Origin of the sequence: Tolypothrix tenuis PCC 7101 (genome assembly GCF_963874875.1) — a bacterium.
In the GTDB taxonomy this organism is placed as follows: Bacteria; Cyanobacteriota; Cyanobacteriia; order Cyanobacteriales; family Nostocaceae; genus Aulosira; species Aulosira tenue.
In genome coordinates, this window is record NZ_CAWNJS010000001.1 from 2,432,929 (window position 1) to 2,458,280 (window position 25,352).

Genomic DNA, 25,352 nt, shown 5'->3' on the forward strand with positions numbered 1-25,352 from the left:
AATTTTTGTGAAATCTAAAGATTGGAATTGTTGACTTTTTGGAAGTCTCTAAATAAATATCAGCATTGCATATTTGCGGGATGAATTCAGACTTATGGAAAAAGCTGAAAGTCGATTCTTTGCGTCTTTGCGCCTCTGCGTGAGACAAAAATCATCCCATCAATCAGCAACGCCTAAATCTCCTCATGCTGTGGATGCGGGGGTGAAGGTGATGTTATGTATCAGCCTATCCCCTTGGTTTTGTGTTGCGAAAAAGGCTAATCGTTAACACTGCAGAGAAAAAAAACGCAGGATTGAGAGAGAAAGTTGGAAAATTGATATTTTAGTATTTTTTAAACTTACAACCTAATTTTTTGGTAAAAACCCCCTTACCAATTACCAATTACCCATTACCCATTACCTAACCCCCAATGCCTAATAATTCTTAAGAATGTTGTATCTATATAACAGAAATTTTCCCGTGTTAATACGCGAGTGGTAATTAACTATTAGAAAGAAAATATTACAATAGCTGGAAATAATCTTAAGGAGGCCACAACTGAAGTTATCTCAATTTGAACTATTACTTTCAAAGCTCAATCAAGATTAAGCTGTTATGCATTTGAATTTTATGTTTCGCACTTAGGCAATCAAGGGTCAAGAGTTAAAGGCTAGCTTGGACTTGAGAACGCCAGAATATTCGAGCTAGGCGCGTATCAGCTTACTACTTTATTTAAGTGCTAAACTCTGAATCTCAATACTCAACCCGGCAATAACTATTTTCTACTCGGAGTAATCGCCAACATCTATGCCAACCATACCTCAACTGCTGTGGCAAAAAGACTTAAAGTCAATGATTGACTTTCAGCCGTTGATTGTTGGGCCACAAACATTAGTGGCGGATGCGATCGCTCTCATGGCTAGTCAAGGCAAAAGTGCTTTAGTAGGTTCATCTACAGAGATTCTTGGCGGGTTTACTCAGAAAAATTTGGTCAAGCTAGTAGCTGCTGGGATTGACTTGAAAACCACTAAAATCTCTGAGGTAATGCAGACTCCAATCGTCAAGCTCAAGCTATCTGAGGTTAACGATTTAGCCACGCTGCTTTCTCAGTTACGCCAATCTCAATTGGATTTGCTACCAATCGTAGATGAAAATGATTGTCTGTTCGGTGCAATCACATTAGATAACGTTTGTCAAGTGCTTGAACAACAGCCCCAGCCATCTATAGATCAATGCAATACGATTGAGAAACAGTTATGGTTGCTAGAGTCGGTAATAGCTAGTGCTAACGATGCCATTGTGATTACAGAAGTAGGCTCACTAGATGAACTAGACCCAAGAATAGTTTATGCGAACACAGCCTTTACCCGGATGTGCGGCTACAACTTGGGTGAAATTGTAGGCAAAACACCCCGGATGTTACAGGGTGAGCAAACTTCTCGCGCGGAATTGGCAAAAATCCGCACAGCACTGCAAACTGGAGCGACAATTAAGACAGAATTACTCAACTATAAAAAAGATGGTACTCCCTACTGGGTAGAGATGAACATCTATCCCATTAGAGACGAAGCTGGGACAATCATTTATTTTGCTGCCATCCAGCGAGACATTACCAAACGCAAAAGTGATGAAGCATCGATAAAAAAGACAGCAGAATTATTTCAACAACTGGCAGAAAATATTCCGCAAGTATTATTTGTGCGGGATGCAAAAGCAGAAAAAATTTATTATGTCAGTCCCGCTTACGCGCAAATTTGGGGCAGAAACAGCGATCGCCTGAATGAAAATCCTCAAGAATATCTTGATTCTATCCATCCCCAAGACCGCGATCGCATCATTGCAGCCAGAGAAAATCTGTTATTAGGTGAGTCTTTCAACGGAGAATATCGCATTATTCGCCCTGATGGTGAATGGCGCTGGATTGCTAGCAAAACTTTTCCCATTAAAAATGAATTCGGAGAAATTTATCGCATTGTTGGTATTGCCGAAGATATTACCATACTCAAACAGACACAAGCAGATTTAAGTCAAGCCAACGCAGAGCTAGAACGGCGAGTATTAAAGCGCACTATTGCCTTAGAAGAAATCAACCAACAGCTAATCTCGGAAATTTTAGAGCGCCAAACCATCGAAGAGCAATTACGCGAGAGCGAACAGCGTTATCAAACTATTGCCACGCTCTCACCTGTAGGTATTTATCGCACAGATGCATCGGGAAAAGTTCTCTACGTCAACGAATACTGGTGCAAAATGACGGGAATGACCCAAAACCAAGCCTTAGAAAATGGCTGGATAGCAGCTCTTCACCCCGCAGACAGAGAACGGGTGCAAGCAGAATGGTTGCAATCCGTAGCCCAACACCAGCCTTTTCGTGCAGAATATCGCTATCAGCGTCCAGATGGCAGCGAAATTTGGGTTTTTGAGCAAGCCGTTACCGAGTGTAACGACATGGGAGAAATCATTGCTTATGTAGGGACAGTCACCGACATCAGCGAACAGCAAATAGCACTGCGCGATCGCCAACTTGCAATCCAAGCACTCAGAGAAAGCGAAGAACGCTTCCGCAACTTAGTAGAAACCAGCAGCGATTTAGTCTGGGAAGTGGATGAAAACGCACGTTATACCTACGTTAGCCCGCAATTCCGCGAAATTTTGGGATATGAACCAGAGCAAGTACTGGGTAAAAGCCCCCTTGACTTTATGCCATTACCCCAAAGACAAAGGTTGGCAGAGAGTTTTGCAGCATTTTTCCTGACACCACAAGCATTTCAATGTCTGGAAAACATCAAGATACATCAACAGGGCCATTTAGTTGTGCTGGAAACTAGTGCTGTTCCTGTATTTGATACTCAAGGTAAATTCATTGGTTACCGTGGGATGAGTCGTGATGTTACCCAACGCCACCAAGCAGCAGCATCATTAAGGGAGACTCAAAAGCAGCTACAAGCGATATTAGATAATTCTTCAGCAGCTATTTTTGTATTAGATATTCACAATAGATACTTACTGATCAACAGCCAGTATGAAAAACTATTTAATATCAAACAAGCAGAGATAGTAGGTAAAAGTGTTTATGACATTTGGGATGCTGAGATTGCCGATCAGTTTGTAGTCAACAATCACCCAGTCATTACTAATGGTAGCTCCATTGAAGTAGAGGAAGTTGTTCCCCAAGCCGATGGATTACATACTTACCTGTCGAGCATTTTTCCCTTAAAAGATAACAATGGTAATATCTATGCTGTTTGTGGCATAGCTACAGATATTACCGAACGCAAATTAGTTGAGGAATCACTACTCAGCCTACGCCAAGCCATAGAAAGCACCAGTGATGGCGTTGCTATTGTTGATCTCACAGGTAAAGGTATTTACTTTAATCCAGCATTTCTCAATTTATATGAATATACCCAAGCAGAATTACAAGCACCAGGCGGGTTAGTAGCAATTTACCAACAGCCGCAAGACCGTGAGGAATTATATCAGACTCTTGTGCAAGGCAATTCCTGGCATAAAGAAGTGACCATGCGATCGCGCAGTGGTCGCACCTTACAAGTATATCTGCGCGCTGATGCTATTAAAGACGCGACTGGCAAAGTACTGGGAATAGTATGCAACCATACTGATATTACCCAACGCCAGCTAGTAGAGGCAGGTTTACGACTCCGCGATCGCGCGATCGCGGCCAGTAGCAATGGGATTATTATTGCTGATGCCAGTATACCCAATGGGCCCATTATCTATGTGAATTCTGCCTTTGAGCGGATGACTGGATATATTGCCACAGAAGTCATTGGGCAAAACTTTAATTTATTCCACAACAATGATAATCAAGCACAATTAAAACAACTAAATGCTGCAATGCAAGCGGGTGAAGACTGCACTGTGATTCTGCGTAATTATCGTCAAGATGGCGAACTTTTGTGGACTAAGCTCAACATTTCTCCTGTTTATGATACTGCAGGGACGCTCACTCACTACATTGGCATTCAAACAGATATCACTGAACGCAAACAAGCAGAAACAGCACTACTTCTTAGCCAACAACGACTGCAATACTTACTGGCTTCAACCCCAGCTGTAATTTATAGCTGCAAAGTTTCCGGAGATTTTGGGGCAACTTTTATCAGCGAAAATGTCAAGGCTATGATGGGCTATGAACCCAGAGAATTCCTCGAAGATTCTAGCTTTTGGGCTAGTCGTATCCACCCAGAAGATGTATCAGATGTTTTTGCCAAAATATCTCAGATTTTTTCTCAAGGATATTCTACCTATGAGTACCGTTTTTTACACAAAGATGGTAATTATCGTTGGGTTTACGATCAAGTCCATGCAATCAAAGATGAAGCTGGTAACTTTGTGGAACTTGTTGGTTACTGGGCAGATATTACCGAGCGTAAACAATTAGAACAGGAGCTAATAACAGCACTGGAGAAAGAAATAGAACTCAACGAGCTCAAATCTCGTTTTATCACCATGACTTCTCATGAGTTCCGCACACCGTTGAGTACGATCCTCTCTTCTTCAGAGTTACTAGAACACTACCGCCACAAATGGACAGACGAAAAACAACTGATTCACATTCACCGTATCCAAACTTCTGTCCATCGGATGACAGAAATGTTGAATGATATTTTGTTTATTGGCAAAGCTGAAGCGGGAATACTAGAATATCATCCAACATCTTTTGATTTAGTCGCATACTGTCAGAATTTAGTTGCAGAAGTTCAACTAGATCATCAGCAACACCGTATTGATTTTCACAGCCCGGATGAATTTAGAGAATGTTACATAGATGAGAAATTGCTGAAATATATTCTCAGTAATTTACTCACAAATGCCATCATATATTCCCCAGACGATCGCCATATCAATTTCACTCTGACTTGTCAAAATGGGCGAGCAATTTTTGAAATTCAAGACCAAGGAATAGGCATTCCCGAAGCAGACCTACCTTATCTCTTTGCATCTTTTCATCGAGCTAGTAATGTAGGTAATATCATCGGTACTGGATTAGGGCTAGCAATTGTGAAAAAATGTGTTGATATCCATCAGGGTGAAATTTTTGTCACTACTCAACTAGGAGTTGGGACAACTTTCACAGTCACTCTCCCCATGACTCAGCATCAGCAATGATTTACATCAGGATGAATGGGCATTTATTACTAAGTTAAATACCCAATTAACTTTCACAAAATCTCTTTACAGAATCAAATACAAACAGAATTAAATTATGACTAAAATTTTAGTAATTGAAGATGAAGAACTCGTACGGGAAAATCTATTAGATCTACTAGATGCGGAGGATTTTGATACCATTGCTGCTGCTAATGGCAGAGTCGGTATTAACTTAGCTTTCTCGGAAATTCCTGATTTAATTTTGTGCGATATGATGATGCCGGAAGTAGATGGTTATGGCGTATTAACGACATTGCGCCAAGACCCATTAACGGCCACAATTCCCTTTATTTTCTTAACGGCTAAATCTGCAAAAGCTGATTTTCGCCAAGGTATGGATATGGGCGCAGATGACTATCTGACAAAGCCTTTCACCCGTGCCGAATTATTAAGTGCAATAGTCAACCGTTTAGAAAAGCAAGCAGCTTTAAAAAAGCATTTGTTATCAACTCAAACTGCAAATGTGGCATTATCACCCAAGATGCAGTTACTAGAAACTTATTTACAACAAGTAGTTAAACAGGGAAAATTTTCGGAATTCGAGTTATATTATCAACCCATAGTAGATATCGCTTCTGGGAAGATTATCGCCGCCGAAAGTCTATTGTATTGGGAAAGCCCAGAATTAGGTTTGGTTCCCCCGGTAGAATTTATGCAATTAGCCGAATCTACAGGTTTAATTCTGCCAATTGAACAATGGATAATTACCAATGTCTGCTCGCAAATTAAAAGCTGGCAATATAATCTTGACTTTTTACCGTTGAGTATCAATGTTAATGTATCTGGCAGCCAATTTTATGATCCAGATTTTATCTCAAAGCTATCTGAACTTTTAGCCAGCAAGAAAGTTTCGCCCCAGCACTTAGAAATAGAACTGAGTGAAAGCACCCTGATGCAAGACATCACGAATGCGATCGCTATTTTAGGAAAATTATTTTCTTTAGGTGTAAAAATTGGTCTAGATGATTTTGGTATTGGCTCTTCTTCTTTAGTTAACCTCAAAGAATTACCTATTAATACCTTAAAAATCGGTCGATATTTTATTCACAATATTGACTCAAATCCACAAAAATCAGCCCTCACCAAAGCCGTAATTGAAATGGCTCATAAGCTAAATATCAGGGTAATAGCTGAAAGTGTAGATACAGAAGCAGAATTAGATTTTTTACGCCAATCTAATTGTGATGCTATGCAAGGATTTCTTTTAAGTCGTCCATTACCAGCAGCTGAATTAGAAAACTTTTTTTAAATACAAACTGCTGAAAAATTTTAACTCTCATACCTGGAAATTAAATAAAAGCTTCGGCATTGCATAACAAGGAAATATTTTGTTTAGCAATGCCATAAGCTAGTTGGGTATGTAGAATTGGCTGACTTGAAAACTATTATAAATAGCTTATATTAGTGATTGTGTTGGGGTTCAAGTATAAGTTTTCGTGTAAGTTGTATATTTTGTATACAAACAGCCAATTTCTATCTATTTTTTTGGTGAGAGCATGGCAAAAAGATCTCTTCAAGCATCAGAAGAAGGTATCAGAAAAGCCAAACAGGCTTTTAAACGTAAAGGTTGGACGCAAGAATATCTAGCTGCGACGGTAGGTTTAGAAACTCGTCAGCCAATTTGGAAGTTTTTTACTGGTAAACCAATAGACCGACAAGCTTTTAACGAGATTTGCATAGTTTTAGACTTAAACCCGTTGGAAATCTCGCAAAACTGTACTGAGGATGAAATAACACCTTCAGAACAGCCACTCAATACCTACATGAATTTCCATTTGGATATTGAGAGTTTAGTAAAAAAGCTCAGGTCGGCTCAATATGAAAGGATTCAAGCCCAGTGTGGTACGGTGCATATTTTAGATATTGCGCGGCCTATTGGGATAAATGAGTTATATGTTGATGTCAATATCCTAGAAGAAATTAATAGTAAAAGATGGGTAGATATTAATGATTTACAACCGCCTGATAGAGAGCAATTTGAGCGATTTGGTTTAGGAAAAGTCCGGCAAAAACGGGTGAGCGGACAAGATGTAGTATTACAATATTCCAAACTGATGTTGCTAGGAAAACCCGGCGCAGGTAAAACTACATTTTTGCAATCACTAGCTATAAATTGTAACCAAGGCAACTTCCTTCCTGATTGTTTGCCAATATTTATAAATTTGAAAAACTTTGCGGAAGATACAAGAGACCTGCTACAACCTAGCCTAGTAAAATACATCCATAAATATTTTGCAGTTTTTGATATTACTGAACAGCAAATTATCACAGTATTATCTCAAGGAAAAGTATTACTTTTATTAGATGCTTTAGATGAAGTAGCAGAACAAGATAGCGAAATAATTCTCAAAAATCTGCGACAGTTTATTGAAATCTATCATAAAAATATTATAGTTATTACTTGCCGCGTTGCTGCCCAATATTATCGATTTCAAGGGTTTACAGAGGTAGAAATCGCGGATTTTACTAAATCGCAAATTACTACTTTCGCTAACAAATGGTTTTTAGCGGTGGCTAAAAAAAGTCCAGCCAAAGCACAGTCATTAGCACGTAAATTTATCCAAAAATTAGAACTTGCAGAGAATGTGCAAATTTTAGAGTTAGCCTCTACTCCCATTTTGTTAAATCTCACTTGTTTATTATTTCAGTTTGTCGAAGATTTCCCATCTAAGCGTGCTGAACTATATAAACAAGGATTAGATTTACTGCTGGTACGCTGGGATGAAGCCAGAGGGATAAAACGCGATCAAATTTACCGGAATTTTTCGCTACTCCAAAAAATTAAACTGCTGAGTCGGATTGCAGCCATTACCTTTGCTCAAGGAGAGTATTTTCTCCCTGAAAAGAAAATGCATCAGCTAATTGGCGACTATCTATCTCATATTCCCCAAGGGACACATGATGCCGATGCTTTAGAATTAGAGAGTGCGGCCGTGTTAAAGGCAATTGAAGCGCAACATGGTTTATTAGTAGAAAGAGCTAGAGGTATTTATTCTTTTTCGCATTTGACTTTTCAAGAATACTTCACAGCGAGAGAAATTTTTGCTAATGCCAATACTCAAACACTAAAAGAACTTGTTGAGCAAATCAATGAAGAACGTTGGCGAGAAATCTTTTTACTAACCGTAGAGATGTTGCAACCAGCTGATGAATTATTGCAGCTAATGAAGCAACAAATCGACCGACTAGCAACTGTTAACGAAAAACTAGAAGATTTTCTTAACTGGTTAATAGAGAAGTCATCTACAGTCAAAGGATCTTATCATCCTGCTAGTGTGCGTGCTTTTTACTTTACCATTGCACTGCCTCCCGAACATCCTTTAGCCCGGACTCAGAATTTTGCGATATCTTTAGATCCGCAAATGGCTGGTAATCTTTCTCTGGATTTAGCCTTAGATTTAGCCTTAACTCATGCTTTATCAGTGAGTGTGACAATTACAGCCGATATATTTAGCCAACGCTTATTTGCTTTAAGTTTAGCCCTCGACCTAGAACATTTACTAATAGATGAACCATCTTTACAAACATCAATAAAATTATTGAAAAACCAACTACCATCACCAAAACAGGGTAGAGAAGCATTAAAGATGTGGTGGCAAACTCATGGTGAAGGTTGGATTAGAAAATTGCGAACTTTAATCATTGGTTCCCGCCAAATTGGTCATGCTTGGCAGTTTAACGAACAAGAATGGCAGAACTTACAACAATATTGGTACGCCAATCAATTACTATTAGATTGCCTCAATAGCGCAACTAATGTTACTCCTAATGTAAGGCAATCAATAGAAAATACTTTGCTGTTAGTTGGTGGGTAATTGGTAATTGGTAATTGGTAATTGGTAATTGGTAATTGGTAATTGGTAATTGGTAATTGGTAATTGGTAATTGGTAATTGGTAATGGGAATTTCTCCCCTTGTCTCCCTGCCCCCTGCCCCCCTGCCTCTTCCCAGTCCCCAATCCCCAGCCCCCAGACGGATGAGTAATTACAGCGCTTTAGTTACACTCAAGACTGAGTACTTTGCTATCTTCCGGTTGAGATTTTTGGAAGAGTTGAATTATTTATGCAAATTCTTGAGCGTTTCTTGCCGCTGTTATTGTTATTGACAACAGTAACAGCTTGTAACCAAACCAGTGCTTCTTTAGATAATTCCACACCGCAACCATCTGCATCTGTTGTACAACAGGCAGATAATTCTCCACAACAGGCGAAAAATGTAGTTCGGACTGAACCGCTTTCACCTACACCAATTAGAATTGGCTTGAATAATTTACCAGCACCTTTCGCTACAGAAAGTGCTTCCAAAAGACCTCAGGTGGTAGCTATTCCGCAAAATCCTGTGCTGCGTGTACCATCAGGATTTACGGTTAATGTTTTTGCTGATGGCTTAGATGCACCACGCTGGCTGGCTTTAACTCCCGATGGTGATGTGTTAGTTACTGAAACTCGGCAAAACCGCATTCGGCTGTTGCGCGATCGCAATGGCGATGGGGTTGCTGATGTAAGTAAAACTTTCGCTAGCGCCCAAAATGGGCTAAATATCCCGTTCGGTATGGCATTTGGCGGAAATTCCTTCTTTTTGGGTAATACCGATGCTGTGCTACAGTTCCCCTATAGTAAAGGTCAACAACAACTGAGTGGTACGGGTAAAAAAATTGCTGACCTGCCTGGTGGTGGCTATAATCAGCACTGGACGCGTAACGTGGTAGTTTCGCCTGATGGTAATAAACTATATGTTTCTGTTGGTTCCGAAAGTAATGTAGATGAAGAACCGCTACCACGCGCTTCAGTTCAGCAAATGAATTTAGATGGTTCGCAAAAGCAGACTTTTGCTTCTGGCTTGCGTAATCCAGTCGGTTTGGATTTTCACCCAGTCACCAAGGCACTTTATACTGCTGTAAACGAACGTGATGGTATTGGTGATGACTTAGTACCAGACTACTTTACGCGTCTCCAACAGGGAGAATTTTACGGCTGGCCCTATGCATATCTCACACCCAATAACCTTGACCCACGTCAGAAAGCCAATAATCAAAGTAAACGCCCTGACTTAGCAGCCCGTACAAGTACCCCAGATGTGTTATTTCAGGCACATTCAGCAGCTTTGGGCGTACAGTTTTATGATGGTCAGACATTCCCACAAAAATATCGTAACGGTGCTTTTGTAGCTTTTCGTGGTTCTTGGAATCGCGATCGCGGGACTGGTTATAAGGTAGTATTTGTACCCTTCAATAATCAAGGTCGTCCGCAAGGTTACTATGAAGACTTTCTCACAGGATTTTTGCTCAATCCTTCTACACCAACCACTTGGGGGCGACCTGTAGGTTTACTAGTTTTACCTGATGGGAGTTTATTAGTCACAGAAGAGGCGAATAATCGGATTTATCGGATTCAGTATCAGGGGGGTTAGGGAATGGGGAGTGGGGATTGGGGACTAGGAAAAGGCAGGGGGCAGGGAGACAAGGGGAAATTTTGGAAACTCATACTAAATTTAAAAAATGAATGCGCTACATAGATTCACAGAAGTCTCAACCAGAAAGGAATTCCAAATCCAAAATGGTATAACTTTGAGGGTTTTCTTTAGGCTTAACCTGTTTGCGTTACATTATTGAAAAATTAACTGCGATCGCTATTAGGTTTCAAAATTAGTTATGTCTCAGAATGATAGTAATACTCAGTCAAATATTGCACCTTCTGCCCATTCTGGGGCTAGATATTGGGGCAATGTCGAGGTTGTGGAAGAAGGCGAAAACTATAGAATTAGTCGTGTGGAAATCAAGCCTAGGCACGGGATTAAGCCGCAAATCCATTATCATCGCAATGAACATTGGGTGGTAGTGTCTGGTATCGCCAAGGTGACTTGTGGTGAACAAGAAGTATTAGTGAATCGTAACGAGTCTACTTATGTTCCGGCTGCAACTCTGCATAAGGTAGAAAATCCTGGCTCTATTCCTCTGGTAATTTTAGAAATTCAAAACGGCGAGTATTTAGGGGAGGATGATACTGAGCGCCCTTTTGACTTAAGTCTGGTGCAACCTGTCACTGAAATTACTAATTCGTAATTCGTAATTGGTAATACTCTTGCTGCATTTCTCACAAGCAGCGATACAGCATATCTATGTTAGGTTAAGCGCTGGCTTAACCTAACATGGATATTGAAAGCTTCACTTATATTTTTTGTGATGTGGTTGCTGCTTTGATCAGTTTGAATCTATTGGCGAAGAACTAGTCCGGAATGATACGATTTTCTTCACGGGATGCGCGGATGGGTAGGTGTTGCAAAAGCGGTTTCCACAAAAATCTCTGAAACTATCTTTGTATCAGGCTTTTCAAGCTCCATTGCTGTAAAATCACCCGCGCACATTACAGAGAAAGGCTTTCAGCGATTTTGGTTTTGCGTTTTTACTATTGCTCATGTTATTATGGCACTGTCCGCGCAACAGAACCTTGAAAACTGCATACACAGTGCCTTTGGAGCTTCTGCCATTGCAATTTCACTTAATCCCTATTAGGGATTGAAACGGTCAGGAAGAACCGCCTGAGACTGTTGAATTTATTGCAATTTCACTTAATCCCTATTAGGGATTGAAACCTATTAGCAATTATGGTTCATGGACGATGGACATTGCAATTTCACTTAATCCCTATTAGGGATTGAAACTTAAAGATGAAATCGAGCAAGCTGAAATAGATTTATTGCAATTTCACTTAATCCCTATTAGGGATTGAAACAATTGAGGATATTGATGCACTGGTGCGTAAGCATAAGATTGCAATTTCACTTAATCCCTATTAGGGATTGAAACTCATACAATTGAGAACTCATCCATTAATTGAGCAAATTGCAATTTCACTTAATCCCTATTAGGGATTGAAACTTAAAGATGAAATCGAACAAGCTGAAATAGATTTATATTGCAATTTCACTTAATCCCTATTAGGGATTGAAACAGACAATTTAACCAAGGCTAAAACAAGGTATATAAAATATTGCAATTTCACTTAATCCCTATTAGGGATTGAAACAACCAAAGGGCGATAAGCAATTCTCTATTTACTAATTGCAATTTCACTTAATCCCTATTAGGGATTGAAACTGCCTACCTTTTTTGCGAATGATGTCTAGACTTGGTAGTGATTGCAATTTCACTTAATCCCTATTAGGGATTGAAACAAGGGTGATTGAAGTTAACAATGAGAAGCTATCAAATTGCAATTTCACTTAATCCCTATTAGGGATTGAAACATTCGATGTGTAGGTAAACCATTTATTACTTCCATTGCAATTTCACTTAATCCCTATTAGGGATTGAAACTACATCTGATAGTACGACAGAGACAGTGGACTGCTGATTGCAATTTCACTTAATCCCTATTAGGGATTGAAACAACATTGACAACGCTACCACTACCAGTTCCCGGCAATTGCAATTTCACTTAATCCCTATTAGGGATTGAAACTGCTACCAATTACAGCAGTAGCAGAAAACCTCAACAATTGCAATTTCACTTAATCCCTATTAGGGATTGAAACTGGCCATGATGAAAACCAATTAGAACGCACAAACATTGAAATTTCACTTAATCTCTATTAGAAATTAAGAGTGTATTGAGCAAAGTAAAAATCAAATAACTGTAGGGTCTATTAGGCGCTGATTTGCAAGATGATTTGTCACGGGATAGCTATGCTAGCGCCTAACGCACCATTCACGCGGCGGTGCGTTACGGCTAAATTTCTTTATCTCTGTGTCCCAAATCCTTTCATAGCCGTAACACACCCTACTGGGCTGACTCCATAGCAGATGTTTTTGACAAAATACTTGCGTTGTTAAACAAAGTGCTTGTCTTGTGTATACGCCACTCTACAAACTAAAAATCAAAGGTTGTCCGCAACACTCCAACATATTGGGTATTATTGCTGCTATTGTTCTCTGGGTTGAGAATTACCCAAAAGCCGGGAGTCACTGAGATATTATCGTTGAGCCGCATACGGTAAAAGGCTTCGATATGGTAAGCATGGTCGCTTTCTTGACGGATATCGCTGCTGGTAACGTGGGGTGGGATACCAAATAAGATTCCTGGGAGATTACCTCTTCCTCCGAAATCAGGGAATGATACACCAACTGCGCCAAACCAAGCATTAGCATTAGCACCATTGTTAACCAATAATGTATCTCTGCCACCCCTACCATCAGGGATATTACTCAAACCAGAATTTTCCGCACTAGCCCAGATATACCCACCCCAAGCATGAACCTGGAAGTTTTGCGAAAAGCGATAGAATCCTTGTGCGCCTACTATATTATTGGAAGTTGCGATGGTATCTCCAAAAGGAGAAATTGCTAGGTTACTACCTGCTCCACCTGTAAGATTAACTTGTCCGCCAGGACTATAGCCATGAGAATAAGCAATCCCAATTGAACCTTGTTTGCCGTTGAAAACCAAGTGTGCTAAAGCATTGTAACCACCATTAAATATGCCATTGCCTGATGATGGATTTTCGGGGGAACCTGCAAGATAGCCTAAAGTCAAAATTACATCTGGAGTGATGAACCAGTTAACCGCTGCACCACCACCACCCCGTCGGAATAGTGGACTATATTGTCCAAACAATGAGGGAACACCGTTACCGTCATCTGCAATTACAGCCGGAGTCACGGTTGATGTAATATCAGTGTAGCCAATACCTACAGGCCCCACCACAAAGGAAACCGCATCGCTAACGGGGAAGTAATAACGGATGTGCGGAATCGACAGGGTATTGTTGCTGTTGGTGTCAAAGTTCAACCGCGTCATGCCTGTACCCGTGACGGAGGCTATCTGACTGGTATTATTAGAATTTAAGAAATTGCCAAACTCCAGCCGGACTCGCAACAAGTCTTTGCCTGTAAAGCTGCTTTCTAAATTTAGACGACCGCGATCGCTAAAATAGGTATTGGATCTATCCCTATCTCCGCCGACACTGTTACCAAAGGTATCGCTAACAGCAGTAATAATTTGGGCATTTAATTTAGTAGTGGTGGAAAACTGTTGTGCTTCTAGTGTTGCTTCCCGCGCTTCTAATACATCAACTCGCCCACGCAGAGTTGCTAATTCTGCAGAAAACTCTTGCTGTAAATTTTGCAACACTGCTAAGTCTTCTTTTCTGACTAAATCAGTGGTCGCAGTGGCAATTAATTCATTAATTCGATTCAAGCAAGCATTTAAACCAGCTGCAAATTCATAACGGGTAAGGGCACGGTTACCGCGATAAGTTGAATCAGGATAACCTGCAATACAGCCGTAGCGTTCAACTAATGATTGTAATGCTTGAAATGCCCAATCGGTAGGGTTGATATCTGAAAGCTGGGACACAGAAGTTACTTGGTCTTGCAAAGTAACAGAGTTAACATCTGCGTTGGGAAAATTATCGTTTGCAGGTATCGCCCAAGCTGCGGGGCAGATGAAGAATAATAGGGGAAAAGTACATAATAAATTTTTTAGCATGGTTTTAAAAAGGATATATGCAATAGTTGGGAATTCGTAATTCGTAGTTCGTAATTCGTAGTTCAAGCGAACTCAGCAATTATTATTAGTGGCACAACAATGTTGTGCCCTTAATTTATGGTTAAATCGCGTTAATTTTGAAGAGTAAAAAACGAACCGCATTCGCGTAGCGTCTCGCAGAGAAGGCACGAAGTACACAAAGGAAGAAAGAAAAGAAGCAGATTGTAGATCTAGATGTAGGTTGGGTTGACGTAAGGAAAGCCAACACCAAAATATAGGTTAAGCTTTCAAAATCCATGTTGGGTTAAGCGTAGCGTAACCCAACCTAATCTTCTTTGTCCCTTTCTTCGCGCCCTTCGCGCCTTCTCTGCGAGACGCTACGCGAACGCGGTTCGTTCCCTAATTTATCCAAATACAAGCGAGAATGAAAGCAACAAATTACGAATTACGAATTACGAATTAGTAATTATTACCGTTTGGATCTTCTGCGGAGTCGGTCAATCATTACTGCGACAATAATCACTAAACCTTTAACAACAAGTTGCCAAAAGTAAGACATATTCAACAACGTTAAACCATTGTTGAGTACAGCAATAATTAATGCACCGAGAAGAGTTCCGCCAATAGTGCCGATACCACCTGTAAAGCTAGTACCGCCTAAAATTACAGCCGCGATCGCATCTAGTTCGTAACCTTGACCTAATAAGCCTGTAGCACTGTAAAGGCGGCTGGCACTCATGATTCCGGCTAAACCTGCTAATAGTCCACTCACGCCATAGACAAATAGTAAGACGCGATTGACTTTAATCCCGGTTAATCTTGCTGCTCTTTCGTTACCACCTACTGCGTAAATTTGCACACCTAATACTGTTTGCCGCAGAATAAACCAACTAGCTGCTACAGTCAGTAAGGCAATGATTACTAGCCAGGGAATGGGGCCTAAATAGCTATTACCTACCCAAGCAAAATTTAGGTCGGGGTTAATTACAGTTGTACCATTAGCTACCAAGTAGGCAGCACCACGTAAGGCTGTGAGTGAACCCAAGGTGACAATAAATGGCGGTACATCTAAAAAGGTGATTAGCGCACCGTTGACTAAGCCTAATAGCAATCCTGTGAGTAATGCTGCTGGAACAGCCGCCCAACCTAACGCCGGGAGTAGGGAAACTAACACCGCAACGACGGCAGAAACAGCTAAGATTGAACCGACGGAAAGGTCAATACCACCTGTAAGAATGACAAACGTCATCCCCGTTGCTAGCACAATGTTAATTGATGCTTGGCGCAAGATATTGACGGCGTTACCAGCTGTGGCAAAGTTGGGAGTGAGCAGGGCAAATAAAATACAAATCAGGATCAGGATGGGGAGAATCCCTGCTACCTGGAGAAAGTTGTTGAGTGATTGACGCTGGCGGGATTTGTTTTGACTTCCGGAACGATTTTGGGTAGGTCTTAAAGTTTGACTCATGATGCTAGTACCTCTGCTGCTCCTGTGGCATAGTGCATAATGTTTTCTTGGGAGATTTCCTTACCTGGGCTACCGTCAAGTTCACCAACTAACTGCCCTTCTCGCATGACTAAAACGCGATCGCTCATGCCCACAACCTCGGGTAATTCGCTGGAAACCATTAAAATGGCAATACCTTGGGCTGCAAGTTCGCTCATAATCCGGTAGATTTCGCTTTTGGCACCAATATCTACACCGCGTGTCGGTTCATCCAACATCAATACTTTGGGTTTAATGGCTAGCCAACGCGCTAGTAAAAGTTTCTGCTGGTTCCCACCGGAAAGATCCACGGCGCGAATTTCTAAATTCGCTAACCGGATTTGAAAATTTTCGACTGCATCTGTGGCAATTTTATTTACTGAACCCCAGTTAACAATGCCAGCGTTAGCATCCTGTTTGAGGCGATTCAGGGCAATATTCTTTCTAGAACTCATTTCTAGAAATAAACCCTGGTCTTTGCGGTCTTCGGGAACGTAACCAATTCCCGCAGTAATAGCATCACTAGGGCTATTAATTTCGAGTTTTTTGCCATCGAGGAAGACTTCACCACTGGCTTTGCGGTCAGCGCCAAAAATTAGCCGTGATACTTCTGTGCGTCCAGCACCCACCAACCCAGCTAAACCCACAATTTCGCCAGCATGAATTTGCAAACTAGCAGGTTTCACTTTGCGTCCATCGCTGATATTTCTCACATCCAACACTACCGGGCCGACTTGGGTTTGGCGTTGGTGTTCGTAAAAGTCCTGCATGGGACGACCAACCATCATCTGCACTAAGCGTTGCGGCGAAATTTCTTCCCGCGTCAAACTGCCAATATATTGCCCATCCCGTAGTACACTAATGCGGTCAGCTAAAGCATAGATTTCTTCCATGCGGTGACTGATATAAATAATGGCAATGCCATCATTGCGGAGTTTGCGAATTACCTCAAATAACCGTTCCGTCTCCCGGTCGGATAGGGCGGCTGTGGGTTCATCCATTACCAAAACGCGACTATTATCTTTTAGCGCCCTGGCAATTTCTACCTGTTGTTGTTCCGCAATCGAGAGCGTACCGACTATAGTATTGGGTGCAAAACTAGCGCCCAAACTTTGCAGTACTTGCGTTGCTTCCCGTTCCATACCTGGGCGGTCTAAAAACTGACCTTTTTGCAACTCGCTACCCATAAACATATTTTCGGTAACGGTTAAATTGGGTGCAACATTCAGTTCTTGATAAATCAAATTAATCCCCGCCTGTCGCGCTGTCCCTGGATCGGTAATTTTTATTGGTTTACCATTGATGCGAATCTCCCCTTCATCGGCTATATAAGCCCCAGCCAGGATTTTCATCAATGTACTTTTCCCTGCACCGTTCTCCCCCATCAGGGCGTGAACTTCTCCCGGATAAATTGTGAGATTAACATTTTGGAGAGCAGGTACACCATGAAATCGTTTTGTTATTCCTTGCATTTCCAACACCGGGGTGGTGGTTGGTGCATTGGGTATTCGTTGGAAATCGGTTGTCATAAATTGTTTGGTAGATTTGGGGAAGGGGGAAAAAATTCTTGTAGAGACGCGATTCATCGCGTCTTTGAATTGCGTCTACCACCCTGGGAAGGTGCTGACGTTATCTTGAGTAATCAACTTCACGGGAATAAGAATGTTAGGATTGCTGGGTTTTTTACCTTGTAAAATGTCATTGCCAACTTGAACCGCTTTTTGCGTCATCCCTCTGGGGTTTTGGGTGGCTGTGGCTGCATAAAGGCTTTTTTTAGATGCGATCGCATTGATTGCTTCTGGCGCACCATCAACTCCCACAATGAAAAATTCTTTGCGTTTGGCTTGGTTGGCTGCTAAGTCTACACCTACGCCACTGGGGTCGTTAATGGCAAAGACTGCATCTATTTTGGGGAAGGTAACGAGTAAATCACTCATGACTCTCAATCCCCCATCTCTGCTACCTTCAGCGTTCTGGTTTTTTGAGAGGATTTTAATATTGGGATATTTAGCTAAAGTATTTTCGCAACCATTGACTCGCTGAATTACAGAGGTAACTGGCGGGCCGTTAACAATGACAACATTACCTTTACCTTTGAGGCGATCGGCAATATATTGACAAGCAACTTCTCCAGCTTGCAAATTATTGGTGGTAACTGTGGCATCAACTTGAGCATCAACTGCTGTATCTACCGCAATTACAACTGTACCTGCTTGCCTTGCTTTATCGACTGCGGGTCTAATACCTTTACTATCAGCCGCATTCAAGACGATTAAGTCAGTATTTGCAGCTACGAAATTTTCAATTTGGTTAAATTGCTGGTTGAGGTCATAGCCGCTAGAAACTACAGTTACTCTGACATCATTACCGCCAATTTTTTTGGCTTCGCTTTCAGCCCCCTTACCCATCAGCACAAAGAACGGGTTACTTAAATCGCCAACGGTAACACCCACAGCTTTTAATTTTCCCTGATGATTGCTGTTAGCACCTATAGCATTTGTGCTATTGCGAGAGACATTAGGACTAATACAGCCACTCAGGGTTGTGCTAACGATACCTAATAGACTGGCTGCTATTACCATCCTGTTTACGTTCATTTAGACTCCTCATAAAATTCAACTTAGCTCCTAAACCCCCCTTTCCCCCTTCCCCCTTCCCCATTCCCCTTCCCTACCACCCTTGGTAACTGCTAATGTTCTCTTGCGTTACCAGCTTGACTGGAATCAAAATATTGGGATTACTCGGTCTTTTGCCCTGTAGAATGTCGTTACCAACATCCACAGCTTTTGCAGCCATCCCGACTGGATCTTGCGCTGCAGTTGCCGCAAATAAGCTATCTTTGGTGGTCATGGCTTTAACTGCATCTGGGCCACCGTCAACCCCAACGATAAAAAATTCTTTGCGCCTAGCTTGTCTCGCTGCTAAGTCTGCGCCTACGCCACTTTGGTCATTGGTGGCAAATACTGCATCTATCTTGGGAAAGGTTGTTAGCAAATCACTCATGACTCGTAATCCTCCGTCCCGGCTTCCTTCGGCGTTTTGGTCTTTGGAAAGGATTTTGATACCAGGATATTTCGCTAATGCCTTTTGGCAGCCATTCACGCGCTGAATGACTGAATCCATCGGTATACTGTTGAGGATGACGACGTTGCCTTTACCTTGCAAGCGATCGCCAATATATTCACAAGCAATTTCTCCAGCTTGCAGATTATTGGAGCTAATTGTGGCATCTACCTTGGCATCAACAGCCGCATCTACTGCTATGACTATCTTTCCTGCTCTTCTAGCATTATCAATTGCAGGTTTAATCCCTTTATTATCTACGGCACTGAGAATAATTAAGTCAGCATCAGCAGCCACGAAATTTTCAATTTGGTTAAATTGCTGATTTAAATCAAAGCCGCTGGAAACTATACTCAATTTCAAATCATTACCAGCAATTTTCCTAGCTTGGGACTCAGAACCCTTAGCCATAGCCACAAAGAAGGGATTTCCCAAATCGCCCAGACTAACACCAAGCGATCGCAATTGGGAATTTTGCTCGCCCTGATTTTGGGCGATCGCGTTTGTGCTGTAGCGCGAAACGTTGGTACAAGCTGCCAAAGTACTGCTGATAAGACTGATGATACTAGCTGCGGTCGCAATTTTCCTCATAATTCATCTATCCAAATATGGATTTCAACCTATATCTGCAATGTCATTGCAATTTGAACTAGGACTGAAAACTTCAGACCTAATTAGGTGACGCTGCTAGCTTGTAGCTGCTCAATTGCTATCCAATCTCTGAGCTATTAATAGTGATTTGAGCTACTACTATTAGCAATACTCATACCAATTCTGGAAAATTTGTCACTAGATTTTCAGCTAGACGCTCGGAACAAATCTGAATGACTCAATTGTGAATTAGCATTTATGATTTTTTTGAATGTTAAAAGCTGCTGGCTGCAATACATCAAATTTTTACATTATGGTTTTGTAAAAGCTACTTGAATGTACTGGTATAAATTACTTTGTCTTTGGTTAATCTTGCTTGTAGCGGCAGGCACTTTTTATCTAAAACTACTTTTTCTAAAGTTGTAAAACTCTAGCGTTTTCCTATCTCTAGAGAAGTATTTCTGAGAAATTAGCCGCTTTTAGCTCATATCCAAATTTAACCAAATTCACTGCTATTTCTGAAAATCAATTAATAAAATTTAACACTCTCTAGGAACTAATATTTAATGTCAAATTTGAGGTTTTTTCAGAGTAGGCTATTGTGAATTTTTATAGCAATCCTGGAAAGCATCTGTTACCCATGAAACGTATAACAGCACCATACCTGAAAATTATGGGAAATTATTTTTCAATCTGTCTCAAGTATGCTATTCTCAGGAACTTTTTTTTGAGATTCTTCAGGACGTTACTTAATACAAAACGGTAAGATTTTCATCTATCTAACGTCAGAATCAGGGAGTAAAAACTGCGATTTTTAGATGATGGCTTTACGGGGATAGCAGCAGGTTTCCCAAATCCTGCACTTGGCAATCAACATATGCTTAGAATTTTAAAGTAGCAGGTAAATACTTAGCCACTAAATCTTCATAATATGGTCTGAGTTCTTGCCAATTTGGAGGATTGGGGTTTTTAGAATACAAATCATAAGGATTGAATAATTTTACCCACTTGAACATTTCGCGATCGCGCTGATTCATTAAATGTTCGTAGGCGTTTTCTCGATGTTGTGGATAAAAGGAGTGATAACGCAGAATGTACAAAGCAGGTTCAGGTAAATAGGGCTTCATCATATGATATAGATATTCATCATGACCCCATGACATCTGGACATTACTTAATCCACAATTCGGCTCGTAAATCCCATATTTGGTGTTATATTTCGGGTTATTGTAATCAGGATTTTCTTTAAAGAATTCTGCAAAGACAATTTTATCAGAGAATGCACAACCCACAGGATAAGTATCACCGACAGTCGCCCATTGGGGTTCACCAAATAAACACAGCACCTTCCCCATATCGTGAAAGAAGCCAGTTAGTACCATCCAATCAGGATGTCCATCAGCACGAATAGCTTCTGAGGTTTGCAATAAGTGCTGTAACTGATCTAAATCTGTATCTGGATCGGAATCGTCAACCAATTGGTTTAAAAATTCCACCGCATCCCAAACCGTCATTTCTCGCTGATTAAACTGCAAAAACTCTGCTTTTTTCTGAAGAACAAAGTCGTATGTTTGGTTAACATGATTTAAGCGATAAAACTCTTTAACTGAATCTCTAGTAGTTGTTTCATAATTTCTGTATTCAGCAGTAGTTTTACCCGCTTTAATTATGCTTTCTGGATCGGGATAGCGATTCAGTACATCTTCTTCCCATTCTTCTAGGGAATGTAAGGGATTTTTTTCAGCTTGATTAACGGTATTGAGAGTATAAGACATATTTGTGAGGAGTTACGCCAGTTTCTTGTGGAATCGGACTTTGACTCTTTATGCACACGTGTGCATAAGTCGATGTTTTTATAATTGCACACGTGTGCATAAAACGCGTATTAAGTTTTTTTGCAACTTCTCGAGTCAACCTCAGCAATTATATGATTAGAGTCTTTGCGGCTGCTGTCAGCGTAGTCTCAAGCCTGTAGTATGTAGGTGCTGAAAGCAAGAATAATCGCCCAAATCGTCTCAATCTTAATTCCTATAGCAGCAATACTACTCGATTAGGCATTATTCAAAATTGGTTTCGGGAAAAGGTTAAAGGTTTTTTCTTTCCCTTTTTTCCCTTAATTGACAAGTATTGATAGCAGCAGGGATCTTTAACAGTTAGGTTCGCCCTATGAGTAATAGTACCCTCACAGGTACTATTACTCATAATTTTTAGTTGATATTGTAGCTTTGAGAGTAAAGCGAAAGAGACATCTGTCTTCTAGCTATAGGACTCATATTTGATTTTTGAAGTTCAGGTAGACACGCTAGTAGGATGCGTTAGCGATAGCGTAACGCATCAATCCCAACGCTGAATAAATCTATGCTCAAATTACAGAAAGTAAGCTGAGTGTAAACACATATATTAAGTCAAAATTACGAACAATTTCTATCACTTAATTAGGTAAATTATGAGGCTAAAGCTAAGATTTAAACCAGTTTCTTTTAGTTGGGTTGCTCTACATCCCCAACCTCGAGGAGTTATCCAATTTATTGGAGGAGCATTTTTCGGTACCTTTGGCCCCATGTTCTTTTATCGCTATTTACTAGAAAGTTTATTTAATCGGGGCTATACAATAATTATTTTGCCATTTAACTTTACTTTTGACCATTACACCGAAGCCGGGTTTCTCATCAAAGAACAGTATAGAATTATCCCGGAATTGGTGAGAATGGCAAAGCTAGCAGGTTATAATTATGAGATTTACCAAGATAATTCTAACTTTGCTTGGATAGGTCATAGTATTGGTTGTAAATACATTGCGCTTTTGGAAGCATTTAGTAGCTTTCCTGAGGAACCAGATGCTATTAAGCAGATAATTCGTGAAGTAATTCAAGAAGCTTCAGGTTCCTTATCTCCAGAAAAGCAAGAGAAGAAAGTTCAAATTGTGTTCAATGATATTGAATATCTAATCAATGAACTGAGGCGGAAAAATATAAAAACCCAAAATTTAATTTCCTATTATGTCAACCCCCAAGATTCTATAGCTCAAGACAAAACTGATAATTCTGATGTTAGTATTGGTAGCCTCTTTATTAAAAGCCAGCCATCTCTACTGTTAGCTCCAGTTAATACTAAACTTGACAGCGCCATTAAACCTAAACTTTTGGCAAATTTTCTCATTAGTTTAGGAGTGGATATTAAACCAACTCCTGAAGAAACATTTGTTTTAATGGAAAAGAGCCGTTTATTTAATTTGCTAGGATTAGTTTATTTCAAGTCAGATAATATAGGTAAATCAACACGCGAATGGTTCTTAGATACATTTAAAAAGCCGCCGCAAGATTTCCGTGCAGAATTAAAAGGTGGACATTTAAGGTCTTTAGGATTTCGTTTAGGTAATTTCGTTATCAATTTTCCTGATTCTTTTTCGATTTTACCTATCCAATCCGTCAAAAATAGAAATGCCGATTTTGAATTTCATGTAACTCAACTGCTAAATTATCTCGAAGAAAAACGTCAGGAAAAGCAAAAATCAAATAAAGAGTTTATTGAGCAAGTAAAACTAGAATTAGTGTAGATGTATGTTGGGTTAAGCGCATCGCAACCCAACATGAATATTGAAAGCTTAACCTATATTTCGCTGTTGGGTTTCCCGACTTGCGCGAAATGGTGTTGTGTTAGGTGTTAATTTCCAAATATGATTTGTTGCTAAGTATTTATCTGTGCGGCGGTGCGTTACGGCTAAATCTCATTGTCGCTACGTCCCAAATCCTTTCACAGCCGTAACACACCCTACCAATTACTATAATGAATATCGGTGCGTTGCGCTGCGCGACAACACACCCTACCAATTAACAAATACCTATTACCCATTACCAATTCCTAAATTCCTAAAGCTGTTCTAATATTTTGCACAATAACTTGTGGTGACTCTGCAATATCTATAGATAAGGTGTCTAATGGCTCTTCGAGAGTATGAAATTGACTATCCAATAGAGCTGCACTCATATAATGATTTTGGCGCTCTTGCAAGCGCTTTTCGATTAACTCATAAGACCCTTTAAGGTAAACTATTTTGACGAGGTTGCTATCTACTAACAAAATTTGACGATAGCTGTCTTTTAATGCTGAACAAGCTAACACCACATTTTGATTGTTTTGAAGCCAAGTTTTAATAGCTGTTTGCAAATTTTGTAACCAAGGTGTTCTGTCAGCTTCCGTTAAGGGGATACCACTCCGCATTTTTTCTACATTCTCTGGTGAGTGGAAACTGTCAGCGTCGCTAAATTTCCAGTGTAAAGCTTCGGCTAGTAGTTTTCCGATGGTGGTCTTACCAGAGCCAGAAACACCCATGACCAGAATAATCATTTGACAAATATCTCAATTTTCCTAATAATTAATATTATCATGCACACGTGTGCATAAAGTGTAGTAAAATAATAAATGAGCAAAAGAAAAATCTCCATAGAAGATATTGCTCGGAAAGCAGGTGTTTCGCATACCACGGTTTCACGTGCTTTGCGAGACAGTCCGTTAATTAGCCCTAAAGTGCGAGAAGAAATTAAACAACTGGCGCGAGAAATGGGTTATGTTCCCAATGGGATTGCTCAAAGTTTACAAACTCAAAAAACCAATACCATTGGCGTAGTAGTCACTTCCATAGCAGATCCCTTTTTTGCGGAGGTAGTAGAAGGAATAGAACAGATAGCTAGATCCTCAGGTTTGAGTGTGTTGTTAAGCACTTCCCACCGCAATGTTGAGCAAGAAATAGCAGCGATTGATAACTTTTATCGTCGTCGGGTAGACGGTATTTTAGTAGCTGATTCTCGAATTAATACAAACCATACCCAGCAAATAGGGCAAATAGCTACACCCACAGTTTTTATTAATAGCCAAACTGCAAACCAACCCGAATCGTTTCACTCAGTCAGAATAGATGATTACTTAGGCGCTAGGTTAGCTGTACAGCATTTAGTCAGTTTAGGACATACTTCTATAGGGTACTTGGGTGTAGGCGATCGCAGTTTATCAAATCAGTTACGCCAAGAAGGTTATCAAACAGTTCTGAGTGAGGCTAATCTACCACAGATAGATGATTGGATAGCAATTAGAGAAGAAGATAATACCAGAACCAGCGATGTTGTCACCGGACAACAGATGCTACCTCAGTTAGTCAAAGCTGGTGTAACCAGCGTCTTTTGTTACAACGATATGGTAGCAGTGGGCGCGCTCTTAGCTTGTAAAAAATTAGGTATTTCTGTACCTCAAGATTTAAGTTTAGTAGGATTTGATGGTATTGCTTTAGGCGGTTATATTACTCCACCGCTCACAACAATTCGCCAGCCAATGTTAGAAATTGGTCGTGTAGCTATGCAAATGTTACTAGATTTATTGCAGGACAAAACTGTAGAGAATCGGGTTTTATCTCCTTATTTAATTGAGAGAGGAAGTACGGCGAGGAAATAGGAAATAGGTAATGGGTAATTGGTAATTGGTAATTGGTAATTGGTGATTGATGATTGGAGAATCCATGTGCACATTTCATTCTGGCATAAATAAGCAATTTTTTATTAAACAAGTAAAGCCCTAGGTT

The 25,352-nt window shown here is 40.4% G+C and carries 15 protein-coding genes and 1 CRISPR repeat array; of the genes, 8 read left to right on the forward strand and 7 right to left on the reverse strand.

Annotated elements, in window-relative coordinates; all coding sequences use genetic code 11:
• Nucleotides 1–94 precede the first annotated feature (94 nt).
• From AACU25_RS10075 to AACU25_RS10100, 6 genes are all read left to right on the forward strand, one after another.
• On the forward strand, nucleotides 95–268 hold the full coding sequence (locus tag AACU25_RS10075; protein ID WP_190445843.1) for a hypothetical protein: 174 nt from the start codon (nucleotides 95–97) through the stop codon (nucleotides 266–268).
• Nucleotides 269–787: 519 nt separating this feature from the next.
• Entirely contained in the window at nucleotides 788–5,113 is a 4,326-nt protein-coding gene (locus AACU25_RS10080; RefSeq protein ID WP_096575203.1) for a PAS domain S-box protein, read from the forward strand.
• A gap of 97 nt (nucleotides 5,114–5,210) precedes the next feature.
• Nucleotides 5,211–6,404 (forward strand): EAL domain-containing response regulator, encoded by a 1,194-nt coding sequence (locus AACU25_RS10085; protein WP_096575205.1) that lies wholly within the window; start codon nucleotides 5,211–5,213, stop codon nucleotides 6,402–6,404.
• A gap of 247 nt (nucleotides 6,405–6,651) precedes the next feature.
• Nucleotides 6,652–8,970, forward strand: coding sequence for an NACHT domain-containing protein (locus AACU25_RS10090; protein WP_096575207.1), 2,319 nt, complete (start codon nucleotides 6,652–6,654; stop codon nucleotides 8,968–8,970).
• A gap of 247 nt (nucleotides 8,971–9,217) precedes the next feature.
• The gene (locus AACU25_RS10095) at nucleotides 9,218–10,564 is read left to right on the forward strand and encodes a PQQ-dependent sugar dehydrogenase (RefSeq protein WP_096575209.1); all 1,347 of its coding nucleotides are present in this window, start codon (nucleotides 9,218–9,220) and stop codon (nucleotides 10,562–10,564) included.
• Between the two features lie 241 nt (nucleotides 10,565–10,805).
• Complete coding sequence (locus tag AACU25_RS10100; RefSeq protein ID WP_096575211.1) at nucleotides 10,806–11,216, forward strand: phosphomannose isomerase type II C-terminal cupin domain; 411 nt, start codon at nucleotides 10,806–10,808, stop codon at nucleotides 11,214–11,216.
• Between the two features lie 423 nt (nucleotides 11,217–11,639).
• Nucleotides 11,640–12,759: a CRISPR direct-repeat array (repeat unit 37 nt; unit sequence ATTGCAATTTCACTTAATCCCTATTAGGGATTGAAAC).
• Nucleotides 12,760–13,023: 264 nt separating this feature from the next.
• Here AACU25_RS10100 and AACU25_RS10105 read toward each other — a convergent pair.
• From AACU25_RS10105 to AACU25_RS10130, 6 genes are all read right to left on the reverse strand, one after another.
• The gene (locus AACU25_RS10105) at nucleotides 13,024–14,640 is read right to left on the reverse strand and encodes an iron uptake porin (RefSeq protein WP_096575213.1); all 1,617 of its coding nucleotides are present in this window, start codon (nucleotides 14,638–14,640) and stop codon (nucleotides 13,024–13,026) included.
• A 469-nt stretch (nucleotides 14,641–15,109) separates the two neighbouring features.
• Nucleotides 15,110–16,108 (reverse strand): ABC transporter permease subunit, encoded by a 999-nt coding sequence (locus AACU25_RS10110; protein ID WP_045870411.1) that lies wholly within the window; start codon nucleotides 16,106–16,108, stop codon nucleotides 15,110–15,112.
• Complete coding sequence (locus tag AACU25_RS10115) at nucleotides 16,105–17,655, reverse strand: sugar ABC transporter ATP-binding protein (RefSeq protein WP_096583642.1); 1,551 nt, start codon at nucleotides 17,653–17,655, stop codon at nucleotides 16,105–16,107. Before AACU25_RS10115 ends, AACU25_RS10110 begins: the two co-directional genes overlap by 4 nt.
• A 75-nt stretch (nucleotides 17,656–17,730) precedes the next feature.
• Nucleotides 17,731–18,723 (reverse strand): ABC transporter substrate-binding protein, encoded by a 993-nt coding sequence (locus AACU25_RS10120; protein ID WP_096575215.1) that lies wholly within the window; start codon nucleotides 18,721–18,723, stop codon nucleotides 17,731–17,733.
• A gap of 73 nt (nucleotides 18,724–18,796) precedes the next feature.
• Complete coding sequence (locus AACU25_RS10125) at nucleotides 18,797–19,780, reverse strand: ABC transporter substrate-binding protein (protein WP_096575217.1); 984 nt, start codon at nucleotides 19,778–19,780, stop codon at nucleotides 18,797–18,799.
• 881 nt (nucleotides 19,781–20,661) lie between these two features.
• Nucleotides 20,662–21,555 carry an inositol oxygenase family protein gene (locus AACU25_RS10130; RefSeq protein WP_096575219.1) on the reverse strand — a complete coding sequence of 298 codons (894 nt, stop codon included), beginning with the start codon at nucleotides 21,553–21,555 and terminating at the stop codon, nucleotides 20,662–20,664.
• A gap of 671 nt (nucleotides 21,556–22,226) precedes the next feature.
• Between AACU25_RS10130 and AACU25_RS10135 the strand changes: the two genes are divergently transcribed.
• A complete protein-coding gene (locus AACU25_RS10135) occupies nucleotides 22,227–23,336 on the forward strand; it encodes a DUF1350 family protein (RefSeq protein ID WP_096575221.1) in 1,110 nt (369 codons plus the stop codon).
• A gap of 305 nt (nucleotides 23,337–23,641) precedes the next feature.
• Here AACU25_RS10135 and AACU25_RS10140 read toward each other — a convergent pair whose 3' ends face one another.
• A complete protein-coding gene (locus tag AACU25_RS10140) occupies nucleotides 23,642–24,127 on the reverse strand; it encodes a gluconokinase (protein ID WP_096575223.1) in 486 nt (161 codons plus the stop codon).
• Between the two features lie 75 nt (nucleotides 24,128–24,202).
• Between AACU25_RS10140 and AACU25_RS10145 the strand changes: the two genes are divergently transcribed.
• Nucleotides 24,203–25,225 (forward strand): LacI family DNA-binding transcriptional regulator, encoded by a 1,023-nt coding sequence (locus tag AACU25_RS10145; RefSeq protein ID WP_096575225.1) that lies wholly within the window; start codon nucleotides 24,203–24,205, stop codon nucleotides 25,223–25,225.
• Nucleotides 25,226–25,352: the final 127 nt, after the last annotated feature.

Bases quoted from the DNA above. Each gene is read 5' to 3' on its own strand.
- AACU25_RS10075 (WP_190445843.1), top strand. From the start codon at position 95: ATGGAAAAAGCTGAAAGTCGATTCTTTGCGTCTTTGCGCCTCTGCGTG.
- AACU25_RS10080 (WP_096575203.1), top strand. From the start codon at position 788: ATGCCAACCATACCTCAACTGCTGTGGCAAAAAGACTTAAAGTCAATG.
- AACU25_RS10085 (WP_096575205.1), top strand. From the start codon at position 5,211: ATGACTAAAATTTTAGTAATTGAAGATGAAGAACTCGTACGGGAAAAT.
- AACU25_RS10090 (WP_096575207.1), top strand. From the start codon at position 6,652: ATGGCAAAAAGATCTCTTCAAGCATCAGAAGAAGGTATCAGAAAAGCC.
- AACU25_RS10095 (WP_096575209.1), top strand. From the start codon at position 9,218: ATGCAAATTCTTGAGCGTTTCTTGCCGCTGTTATTGTTATTGACAACA.
- AACU25_RS10100 (WP_096575211.1), top strand. From the start codon at position 10,806: ATGTCTCAGAATGATAGTAATACTCAGTCAAATATTGCACCTTCTGCC.
- AACU25_RS10105 (WP_096575213.1), bottom strand. From the start codon at position 14,640: ATGCTAAAAAATTTATTATGTACTTTTCCCCTATTATTCTTCATCTGC.
- AACU25_RS10110 (WP_045870411.1), bottom strand. From the start codon at position 16,108: ATGAGTCAAACTTTAAGACCTACCCAAAATCGTTCCGGAAGTCAAAAC.
- AACU25_RS10115 (WP_096583642.1), bottom strand. From the start codon at position 17,655: ATGACAACCGATTTCCAACGAATACCCAATGCACCAACCACCACCCCG.
- AACU25_RS10120 (WP_096575215.1), bottom strand. From the start codon at position 18,723: ATGAACGTAAACAGGATGGTAATAGCAGCCAGTCTATTAGGTATCGTT.
- AACU25_RS10125 (WP_096575217.1), bottom strand. From the start codon at position 19,780: ATGAGGAAAATTGCGACCGCAGCTAGTATCATCAGTCTTATCAGCAGT.
- AACU25_RS10130 (WP_096575219.1), bottom strand. From the start codon at position 21,555: ATGTCTTATACTCTCAATACCGTTAATCAAGCTGAAAAAAATCCCTTA.
- AACU25_RS10135 (WP_096575221.1), top strand. From the start codon at position 22,227: ATGAGGCTAAAGCTAAGATTTAAACCAGTTTCTTTTAGTTGGGTTGCT.
- AACU25_RS10140 (WP_096575223.1), bottom strand. From the start codon at position 24,127: ATGATTATTCTGGTCATGGGTGTTTCTGGCTCTGGTAAGACCACCATC.
- AACU25_RS10145 (WP_096575225.1), top strand. From the start codon at position 24,203: ATGAGCAAAAGAAAAATCTCCATAGAAGATATTGCTCGGAAAGCAGGT.